Below are 9,792 nucleotides of genomic sequence, written 5' to 3' on the forward strand. Positions count from 1 at the left end.
CGCGCGGGCCGCGTGGCGGCGACCGCGATGGTCGGCGTCGTCGTGATGTTGCTGTTTGCCGGCCTGCTCGAAGGCATCGGCCGGCAGACGATCACAAGCGATATCGCCCGCTATTCGATCGGCGGCGGCATGCTGGCGCTCTGGATTTCTTATTTCTACCTGTTCCGGATGGCGCGGCATGGCAACGGCTAGGAATCCCGCCGCGCTGGTGCGCCCGCTGGTCACGCCGGAGGGCGTGGACCTGCGCGTCAAGCTGGCGGATGCCGGGACGCGGGCTTCGGGATTCCTGCTCGATGTGGTGATCATCGTCGTCGCCGCCGTCGCGGTCAGCCTTGTCGCGATCTTCGGCCTGGGCGGGCTCGGCGTGAAGGACGCCGAACCGCTGTTCATCGTCTGGATCATTTTCATCTTCCTGCTGCGCAACGTCTATTTCATCGCCTTCGAGGCGGGCCGGCGGGCGGCGACGCCCGGCAAGCGGATGGTCGGCGTCCGCGTTGCCTCGCGCAGCGGCGCCGGCCTCAGCCTCGACCAGGTCATCGCGCGCAACCTGATGCGCGAGATCGAGGTGTTCCTGCCGCTGTCGATCCTAGCGGCGCGCGGCAGCGCCGGCGTCGCCGACACGCTGTCGACCATCTTCGGCCTGGTGTGGGCGCTGCTGTTCTCCTTATTCCCGCTCTTCAACCGCGACCGGCTGCGGATCGGCGACCTGCTCGCCGGAACCTGGGTGGTCGAGGCGCCGAAGGTGGCGCTGCTCGAGGATCTGTCGCTGCGCAAGGATCCGGTCGCGACCCGCTTCCAGTTCAGCGCCGCGCAGCTCGACGCCTATGGCATCGCCGAGCTGCACAAGCTGGAGGAAGTGCTGCGCCGCGACGACTATTTCGCGATGAAAGCGGTGGCGGAAACGATAGGCCGCAAGATCGGCGCCAGGGTCGAGCCGGTCGATTCAAGGGCCTTCCTCACCGCCTATTACGGCGAGCTGCGCGCGCACCTGGAGCGCAAGCTGCTGCTGGGCAATCGGAAGGCGGACAAGTACGCGCGGTAGATTGGAGCTCTCAGTATGTCTGAAACAATCAGCCAAGCCGAGAGCGCCAGAATAGAAAGCGCCATTCAGGCAGCAGTTGCCGGGTCGTGGGAGGTTCTTGCAAAACTCACCGATGAACCGTTTCCAAACGATGCGTCGATGAGGGAGCAGTTCGAAGATTCCACTCCCCGACTGCAGCAGGCCGGAGGAAATTGGGAAATGAAATGGGGCATAGGCATCGTACCCGACGACGGGACGCGCGTGATCACAGCCATGATCAAAGCGCCGCCCACCGTGGACATTGTCCTCACGCTGCACAGCACGAGCGACCGGGACGACAGCACTATCAGAATCTGGACCTTCTTTCAGCAGCGAAATTGGGACGACTAGGCCCTCGCCCTACCCCACCCATTTTTCATAATCCGACACCAGAAGGTGAACCGGCGCCACATCCTCCTCGATGTTGGAGAAGCGGCCGATCGGATCGCGGAAGACGTTGTCGGTGAGGTCGTCATTGACGGTCGAGACCTCGCCGATCAGCACGTCCTTGCCCTCGGCCCAGAAGGCGTGCCAGACGCCCGGCAGCAGCGTCACGCTCTGGCCCGGGTCGAGCTTCAGGAGCCCGCCGGCGGGCAATCTGGTGATGGTGCCGTCGACCGGCACCGACACTTCGGCCTTCGGGTCGATGCCGCCGTCGCGGTCGTGCATGAACAGTTCCAGCACCAGCTTGCCGCCGCCGCGATTGATGATGTCCTCGGCCTTGATGTTGTGGCGGTGCATGGGCGACAGCTGGTCCTTGCGCGAGATCATGATCTTCTCGGCGTAGAGCATGCCCATGCCGAGCTTCATGTCCGCGTAGCGGCCGTTGCGGACGGTAAAAAGGAAGAGACCAAGCTCATCGAATTTCTCCTGGCCGTAGTCGGTGATGTCCCAGCCGAGACGCGAGCTGAAAATGGCCGAGGAGTCCGCCTTGTGCGCCTTCATCTCTTCCGGCGACCAGTAAGCGAAGGGCGGCATGATGTAGCCGAACGAGCGGATGAAGGCGTCGGCTTCGCGGATGATGTCGTTGATTTTGGAGCGCTTCATGGTCGTTTTTCCTTCCGGCCGCTGCCTGCTGAAATCTGCCAACCCGAATATCCCAATGCCGATCCGCTGTCGACGCAAACCGACGGCTCTGGCCTCGTGACATCCGGCCCGATCAAGCCCATAACCCCAACCGGTTTTTGATTGCGCATGTCTTCATTCCCGAAACCGGTTCCCACTTTCGGGAGACATGCTTTTGAACGGTGATCTTCATGGCAAGCATAGACGATCTCGACACGCCGGCGATCCTGATCGACGCGGCCCGCGCCGAAGCCAACATCGCAAAGGCGCAGGCGCATGCCGACCGCCACGGGCTGAAGCTTCGCCCGCATATCAAGACGCACAAGCTGCCCTACTGGGCGAAGAAGCAGGTCGCGGCTGGCGCGGTCGGCATCACCTGCCAGAAGATCGGCGAGGCCGAGGTGATGGCCGATGCCGGGCTTGAGGACATTTTCCTGCCCTACAACATTCTCGGCCGCGCCAAGCTGGAGCGGCTGAAGGCACTGCATGGCCGCGTCACGCTGTCGGTCACGGCGGACAGCCACGAAACGCTGTCAGGGCTAGCCGCGACCTTCACCGATACCGGCCACCCGCTGCCGGTGCTGGTCGAATGCGACACCGGCATGGGCCGCTGCGGCGTGCAGAGCCCGGCCGAAGCGGTTGCGCTGGCGAAGGTGATCGACCAGGCCAAGGGCCTGACCTTCGGCGGGCTGATGACTTATCCGGCGGCGGGCCGCGCCGCCGAAGCCGAGGCGTGGCTGCGGAACGCGCGCAAGACACTCGCGGCGGCCGGGCTCGAATGCCGGCGCATCTCCAGCGGAGGCACGCCGGACATGTGGCGCTCGGGCCAGGACAGCGTCGTCACCGAATACCGGCCCGGCACCTACATCTATCTCGACCGCTACCAGGTCGCCAAAGGCGTCGGCACGCTCGACGATTGCGCGCTGACGGTGCTGGCCACCGTGGTCAGCCACCCGACGCCCTCCCGCGCCATCCTCGACAGCGGCAGCAAGGCTCTGTCCTCCGATACGCTAGGACTGCCGGATTTCGGCGAGCTGCTCGGCGTGCCCGGCGCGCGAGTGACTGGATTGAGCGAGGAGCACGGCAACGTCACGCTTTCAGACGGCGCCGCCCTGCGCATTGGCGAGCGCGTGCGCGTGGTTCCCGATCATTGCTGCGTGGTGACGAATTTGTTCGACCAGGTGCATCTGATCGACGGCGACAAGGTGCTGGAAACGCTGCCAGTGGCGGCGCGGGGGAAGATGGCCTGAGGATCCTGAGACGCACGCAGATGTTTTAAGTTCGTCTAGGCTGGCGGGACAGCGCCCCCCTGTCCTGCCGGACATCTCCCCCACTTTGGGGGAGATTGGCGGCTCGGGCGTCGCGCCCTCCTCCAAACGCTGAAAGTTGCCGAAAGCAATCGCACCATCCTTGTGGGGGAGATGTCCGGCAGGACAGAGGGGGCGAGAAGGAACGCGACAGACCGCTATTGATCCGAAATCTACTGCCGCTCAGCCTGCCGCGCCGCAACCCTGCGCATCGCGATCACGCGGCGCCTGAAAATCTCCGTGCGGATCGCCATCAGGTGCAGCGCGAAGAACAGCACGGTGAAGCCAAGCGCCATCACGGCGAGCGGCCACAGCATCGAAGAGTCGATGGTCGGGCCGCCGAGGCGGAAGACCGAGGCCGGCTGGTGCAGCGTGTTCCACCAATCGACCGAGAATTTGATGATCGGGATGTTGATGAAGCCGACCAGCGTGATGATGGCGGCGGCCCAGGCGGCGCGGCCGGCGTCGTCCAGTGCGCGGGTCAGCGCGATAATCCCAAGATACATGAGGAAAAGCACGAAGACCGAGGTCAGCCGAGCGTCCCACACCCACCAGGTGCCCCACATCGGCTTGCCCCAGATCGAGCCGGTGATCAGCGCGAGCGCGGTGAAGGTGGCGCCGATCGGAGCCGCTGCCTTCAGCGCCACGTCGGCCAGCGGGTGGCGCCAGACCAGCGTGCCGAGCGCCGAGATCGCCATGATGGTGTAGCACATCATGGCAAGCCAGGCGAAAGGCACGTGGATGTACATGATGCGCACCGTGATGCCCTGCTGGAAATCCTCCGGCGCGGTGAAGCTCATATAGAGGCCGACGCCGAGCAGTATCGCCGCGGTCGCCGCGAGCCACGGAATAACCTTGTCGGCCAGCCCGACGAAGCGGGTCGGGTTGGCGAGATCGATCCAGCCGGCGAGGCGTGAGGTGGTGTCGCTCATGCCGATCTAAATAGACCGGCGATGCATCAGGGGCAATCGGACGGTTGTCGCACTCTCTCCTTCTCCCCTTGTGAGAGAAGGTGGATCGGCGCGCGAGCGCCGAGACGGATAGGGTGCGCGACGGAGTGAGACGCTGGTCTTCCTGGAACACCTTCATCTGTCGCCTGCGGCGACACCTTGTCCCACAGGGAAGAAAGCTTACGCCGCTTCCGTCACCGGACGGCTGAGGCGACGGACCTCCTCGTCGTTGAGCAGGCCGCCGGCGCGCAGCAGGGCTGCGAAGCGGCCGTTGCGCAGCGACAGCTCGGTGAAGCCGCCGTATTCGACCACCTTGCCCTTGTCCATGAAGACGACCAAATCGGCGTCGCGCACGGTGGTCAGGCGGTGGGCGATGATGAAGGTCGTGCGGTTGCGGCGCAGTTCGTCGATCGCTTCCTTGACTCGGTCCTCGGTCTCGACGTCGAGGGCGCTGGTCGCCTCGTCGAGCACCAGGATCGGCGCATCCTTCAGCACGGCGCGGGCGATGGCGATGCGCTGGCGCTCGCCGCCCGAGAGCTGGCCGCCGCGCTCGCCGACGACGGTATCGTAGCCGCTGCTCTTGGCCAGGATGAAGTCCTGTGCGGCGGCGGCATTGGCGGCGGCGTGCACCTCGTCATTGCTCGCATCGGCGCGGCCGACCCGGATGTTATCCTCGATCGAGCGGTTGAGCAGGCCGGCGTCCTGGAAGACGGTGGCGATCGAGTGGCGCAGCGACTTGCGGGTCACCGTGCGAGTGTCGATGCCGTCGATCAGGATGCGGCCGCTGGACGGCGTGAAGACGCGCTGCAGCAGGTTGATAAGCGTCGTCTTGCCGGCGCCGGTCGGGCCGACGATGGCGACGGTCTTGCCGGCCGGCACCTCGAAGGAGACATTTTCGATACCATGGCCCGAATTCGCGAACTCGAAGCTGACGTCCTCGAAGCGCACACGGCCGGTAACGTTGGTCAACTCGCGCAGGCCGTCCGGCTCGGCGGTTTCGGCGGCCGAATCCTCGAGGCGATAGAAATCCTCGAGCTTGGCGCGGGCCTCGGAAATCTGCGTCGTGAAGGCAGACATCTGGTCGAGACGGGCGATCAGCATTCCGGCAAAGCCGGTGAAGGCGACGACGTCTCCGACACGAAGCTGGCCACGGGTGACGAGATAAGCGCCAATCGAGAGCACGATCATCATCGAGATGGTCGACGACAGGCGGTTCAGCGCATTGGCGATCGCCCACCAGTCGAGCACCGGGTTCTGAGCGTCGAGCAGGTCCTTGACGTAGCGCTTCAGCGTCGCGGTCTCATGGCCGATGCGGTTATAGCTCTGCAGCACGGCGACGTTGCTGACGCTGTCGGTCACATGGGCAAAGACGGTGTGGTAGTGGCGCTCGACGGCGGTCTGCCCCGACTTGGTGCGGCGCATGACAATACGGCCGATTCCGACGTAGAGCACGCCGAGGCCAAGCAGCACGATGGACATGCGGATGTCCATGGAAAGCGCGGTCGGCACCAGCAGCACCAGCGCAATGGCCGTCGAGAGATGCACGCGCATGAATTCGAGCCACAGGCTGAACAGGGTCTCGACGGCGCGCAGCAGCGTGTGCAGCGAATTGGACGTGCCGCGCTGGTGGTGCCAGGCGAGCGGCATGGTGATGACGCGCTCGAAGGACTGGCACAGCACTTCCGAACGCCGGGCATGGGCGAAGCGGTCGGCGCCGCGCGACACCAGCACGAAAGCTATGACATTGAAGACACCGAGAGCAGCCCAGACGGCGAGCGTCGAAAATACCGGACCTTTTTCGGAAATGGCGCCGATCACCCGGCCCAAAAGGATCGGCTCGAGAATAGCGATCGCGGCAAGCGCGACGTTGGCGCCGCAGATCAGCGCGACGCGCTTCTTGTCCGCAGCCAGATAACTCAGCGCTCTAAAGTAGATCTGCAGAAGTGACACTTCAGCTACTCCGCCAAACTCTTGTCCGTGCTCAATGTCGGTATTGTGCGCCGCACCATTTTTTGACACGTACCGGTTTATGTGTCGCGAAACAATGCGTCGTCTATCCCTTCCGTTCCCATTTAGCGAACAAAAGATGACGACGGTGCGAAATCTGACGTGATCACCTAACGGTTTGAGATAAAAGGTGAAATGTCAGCCTTGCGGCAAAACAATGGCACCCGCCCAGCGCTGCCACATTTTTAATCACTTGGCGCTTGCTTAGCCGTGCCTGAAGCAGCGTGGGCGCACGCTGCCCGGCCCATTGGCAAAGTAAAACGCCAAGCTCGGCCGCGCATCCCGAGAGATGCGCGGCCTGCAAGGCAAACCGTTGATCCTACGCAGGTATCTTGACGACGACGTCGGTCATCTCGCCGGCCTTCGGTTCGAAAGACCCTGATTTGGTCTTCGAACCATTGACTTCAAGCGCGATCGACTTGGTCTTTTTGTCGCGGATGACGCGAACCTTGATTTCGCCGCCGAACATCTTGAGTGTGGCGGCGTAGCCGTCCCAGTGGCCAGGCAGCTTCGGCCTAAACGTGATCTGCTTGCCGCGCCGCTCGATGCCGAGGATTCCTTCCACCGCGGCCCGGTAGAGCCAGCCGGCCGACCCCGTGTACCAGGTCCAGCCGCCGCGGCCGCCTTTTCCTTCGCCGGCGTAGATGTCCGCCGCCACGACGTAAGGCTCGACGCGGTAATGCTCGGCCGCCGCCTCGTCCGAGGCGTGGTTGACCGGGTTCAGCATCGAGAAGCAGCGATAAGCCTCGTCGGTGCGTCCCATCTCGGCCAGCGCGATGACGAACCAAGTGGCGGCATGGGTGTACTGGCCGCCGTTCTCGCGCACGCCCGGCGGGTAGCTCTTGATATAGCCGGGATCCTTGTCGCTGTTCGAGAAGGGCGGCGTGAACAGCTTGACGATCTTGTGCTTGTCGTCGACGAGCATCTTCGTCGCCTGCTCCATGGCCGTGGTCGAGCGGGCAGGATCCCCCTCGCCCGACAGCACGCTCCAGGACTGGGCGATGGAGTCGATCTTGCACTCGTCCGAATTGCGGGAGCCGAGCGGGCTGCCGTCGTCGAAGCTGCCGCGCCGGTACCACTGGCCGTCCCAGGCCGTGCTCTCCAGCGCCCGCTTCAGCAGGTCCGCGTGCTTCGTCCAGGCCTGCGCCCGCTTGCCATCGCTCTGTCCCTTGGCGATGGGGGCGAAGTCACCCAGCGTCTTCAGCAGGAACCAGCCTAGCCAGACGCTTTCGCCCTTGCCGCCCTCGCCGACACGGTTCATGCCGTCGTTCCAGTCGCCGCCGAGGATCAGCGGCAGGCCGGCCGGGCTGCTGCGCTTGATCGCCAGATCGAGCGCCCGCGCGCAGTGCTCGTAAAGCGAGGCTGTGGTCTTGGTGATCTCGGGCGTGAAGAAGGCGTCGTGCTCGCCCTCGCCAAGCTCCTGCCCGTCGATGAACGGTATCTGCTCCTTGAGGATGGCGGCATCTCCCGTCACCTCGATGTAGCGGGCCGTCGCGTGCGCCAGCCACACGACATCGTCCGAGATCATGGTGCGCACGCCGGCATCGGTGCGGGGCAGCCACCAGTGCTGCACGTCGCCCTCCTGGAACTGCCGGCGGGCGGCGTTGAGAATCTGGTCGCGCGCCAGCTTCGGATCATGCGCCAGCAAGGCCAGCGTATCCTGCAACTGGTCGCGGAAGCCGAAGGCGCCGCTCGCCTGGTAGAAGGCCGACCGCGCGCGGATGCGGCAGGCCAGGCTCTGGTAGGGCAGCCAGTGGTTGACCATGGCGTTGAGCGCCTTGTCCGGCGTTTCGACCTGAATGGTGTCGAGGAAGCCGCGCCAGACGCGCTCATTGTCGGCCAGACGCCGGTCGAAATCCTTGTCCCTGTGGGTCTGCACCAGGGCGCTCGCCTCGGCGGCCGTCGCGGCGTCGCCAAGCAGCCAGAACAGCGTCACGTCGCCGCCGGCCGGGATGTCGATGTCACTGGCGATCACCGCGCACGGATCGTCGCCTGCCTCGACGCGGCCGGACAAAGCAACTCCGCCAAGCACGGCCTGCGGATATTCGGTCGTGCCGTGCCTGCCGACGAACTCGCCGCGGTCGGCGGTCACCGAATGAACAGGCGCCGTCGCGGCGAGGAAAGCCACCCGTTCGCCGAAGTCGAGCCCGTAGGGGTTCTGCGCCAGCATGGCCCCCGTCGCGGCGTCCCTGGTCGGCACGATGGTTGCCGCCGTGCGCGAGCGATGGCCGCCGAGCACCCACTCGGCATAGGCATAGACGCGCAGCCTTGCCGGCGCGGGGCCGGCATTCTGGATGCGCAGCCGGGTGATCTTCACCGGATCCACCGGGTCGACGACCTGCGTCAGATCCATCGACAGCGGCCCGCGCTTCGAGCGGAAGGTCGAGAACCCCTGCCCGTGCCAGGTCTCGTAGGTCATCGAGGGATCGCGCACCACCGCGGCCATCGGCGAGAACGCCTTGCCGCTCAACTGGTCGTAGATATAGAAGCCCTCGCCCGGCCGGTTCGACACCGGGTCGTTCGACCACGGCGTCAGCTGGTAGTCGCGGCTGTTGCGGCTCCAGGTGAAGCCGGCGCCCTCGGCCGAGACGTGGAAGCCGAAGGAAGCGTTGGAGATGACGTTGATCCAGGGCTGCGGCGTCACACGACGGCCGGTCAGCCGCGTCACATAGTGGCGGCCGTCGCCGTCGAAGCCGCCAAAGCCGTTCCAGAGGCTGAGGCCGTTGCCGTCGGCGGCGATATCGGCTCCTCCCTCACTTGCCCGCATCGGCTCAGGCAGTGGCGGCGACGGCTGGCGGACCGGAACGCCTTCCGCCTGCTGCAACGCGTCGCGAGCCTGCAATGCCGCCGTCTCGGCCCGCTCGAGCTGGTCGAAGATGGTGCCGTTGCGGGTGTGGAGAGCGACACGCGCGACCGACAGTAGGGTCTTGTAGGTCGGCTCGTCCATCAGGTCGCGGCGCACGGCGAAGATGTGCTGACGCGGGCCAAGCTCGCGACCACGCAGGCGGCTGTTCTCGCACAGCGTCTCCACGGCGCGCTGCAGGTCCTGCACGTAGGAGGATGCCTGCTCGTTGACGACGACGAAGTCGATCATCATGCCGCGGGCGCGCATATATTCCTGGAAGCGCAGCGCCTGGGCGACGATCTCGAGATCGGCGACGTCGCCGATGCGCACCAGGAAGATGGGGAAATCGCCGGAGATGCTGGTCGGCCAGAGGCTCGACTGGCGGCCTAGGCCGGAGGCGATGGAGTCGGCGGGCAGACGCAGGAACGGATCGGGATAGATCAGGTAACGCGCCAGCTTCTGCACATTGGCGGCATCGGTCAGGCTGAGGCCGAGATGGCGGGTCTGCACCTGGCTGCGCGTCCAGGCGAGCATCGCCTGGCGGGCGAAGCTCTCCTG

General features: G+C 65.1%; 6 protein-coding genes and 2 pseudogenes. 4 read left to right on the top strand and 4 right to left on the bottom strand.

Annotated features, from left to right (window positions below):
* From EOA32_RS27450 to EOA32_RS27460, 3 genes and pseudogenes are all read left to right on the top strand, one after another.
* Positions 1–192: pseudogene (locus EOA32_RS27450) on the top strand (stage II sporulation protein M); the annotation flags it as partial.
* On the top strand, positions 179–1,042 hold the full coding sequence (locus EOA32_RS27455; RefSeq protein WP_067329877.1) for an RDD family protein: 864 nt from the start codon (positions 179–181) through the stop codon (positions 1,040–1,042). The pseudogene EOA32_RS27450 and the gene EOA32_RS27455, both read left to right, overlap by 14 nt.
* A gap of 15 nt (positions 1,043–1,057) precedes the next feature.
* A complete protein-coding gene (locus EOA32_RS27460) occupies positions 1,058–1,411 on the top strand; it encodes a hypothetical protein (RefSeq protein ID WP_128373386.1) in 354 nt (117 codons plus the stop codon).
* 9 nt (positions 1,412–1,420) lie between these two features.
* Here EOA32_RS27460 and EOA32_RS27465 read toward each other — a convergent pair whose 3' ends face one another.
* Positions 1,421–2,107: a D-lyxose/D-mannose family sugar isomerase gene (locus EOA32_RS27465; protein WP_067329872.1), complete on the bottom strand. Its 687-nt coding sequence runs from the start codon at positions 2,105–2,107 to the stop codon at positions 1,421–1,423.
* 209 nt (positions 2,108–2,316) lie between these two features.
* Here EOA32_RS27465 and EOA32_RS27470 point away from each other — a divergent pair, with 209 nt between their 5' ends.
* Complete coding sequence (locus tag EOA32_RS27470) at positions 2,317–3,375, top strand: D-TA family PLP-dependent enzyme (RefSeq protein WP_128373387.1); 1,059 nt, start codon at positions 2,317–2,319, stop codon at positions 3,373–3,375.
* Between the two features lie 230 nt (positions 3,376–3,605).
* Here EOA32_RS27470 and EOA32_RS27475 read toward each other — a convergent pair whose 3' ends face one another.
* The 3 genes and pseudogenes from EOA32_RS27475 to EOA32_RS27485 form a co-directional block, all read right to left on the bottom strand.
* On the bottom strand, positions 3,606–4,364 hold the full coding sequence (locus tag EOA32_RS27475; RefSeq protein ID WP_128373388.1) for a heme ABC transporter permease: 759 nt from the start codon (positions 4,362–4,364) through the stop codon (positions 3,606–3,608).
* Positions 4,365–4,562: 198 nt separating this feature from the next.
* Positions 4,563–6,332 (bottom strand): glucan ABC transporter ATP-binding protein/ permease, encoded by a 1,770-nt coding sequence (locus tag EOA32_RS27480; protein WP_067000546.1) that lies wholly within the window; start codon positions 6,330–6,332, stop codon positions 4,563–4,565.
* A 376-nt stretch (positions 6,333–6,708) separates the two neighbouring features.
* Positions 6,709–9,792 (bottom strand): annotated as a pseudogene (locus EOA32_RS27485) (protein ndvB); the annotation flags it as partial.

Source organism: Mesorhizobium sp. M1A.F.Ca.ET.072.01.1.1 (assembly GCF_004023325.1).
Taxonomy (GTDB): Bacteria; Pseudomonadota; Alphaproteobacteria; order Rhizobiales; family Rhizobiaceae; genus Mesorhizobium.

Excerpts from the sequence above, each read along its gene's own strand:
- EOA32_RS27455 (WP_067329877.1), top strand. The coding sequence starts at position 179 with ATGGCAACGGCTAGGAATCCCGCCGCGCTGGTGCGCCCGCTGGTCACG.
- EOA32_RS27460 (WP_128373386.1), top strand. The coding sequence starts at position 1,058 with ATGTCTGAAACAATCAGCCAAGCCGAGAGCGCCAGAATAGAAAGCGCC.
- EOA32_RS27465 (WP_067329872.1), bottom strand. The coding sequence starts at position 2,107 with ATGAAGCGCTCCAAAATCAACGACATCATCCGCGAAGCCGACGCCTTC.
- EOA32_RS27470 (WP_128373387.1), top strand. The coding sequence starts at position 2,317 with ATGGCAAGCATAGACGATCTCGACACGCCGGCGATCCTGATCGACGCG.
- EOA32_RS27475 (WP_128373388.1), bottom strand. The coding sequence starts at position 4,364 with ATGAGCGACACCACCTCACGCCTCGCCGGCTGGATCGATCTCGCCAAC.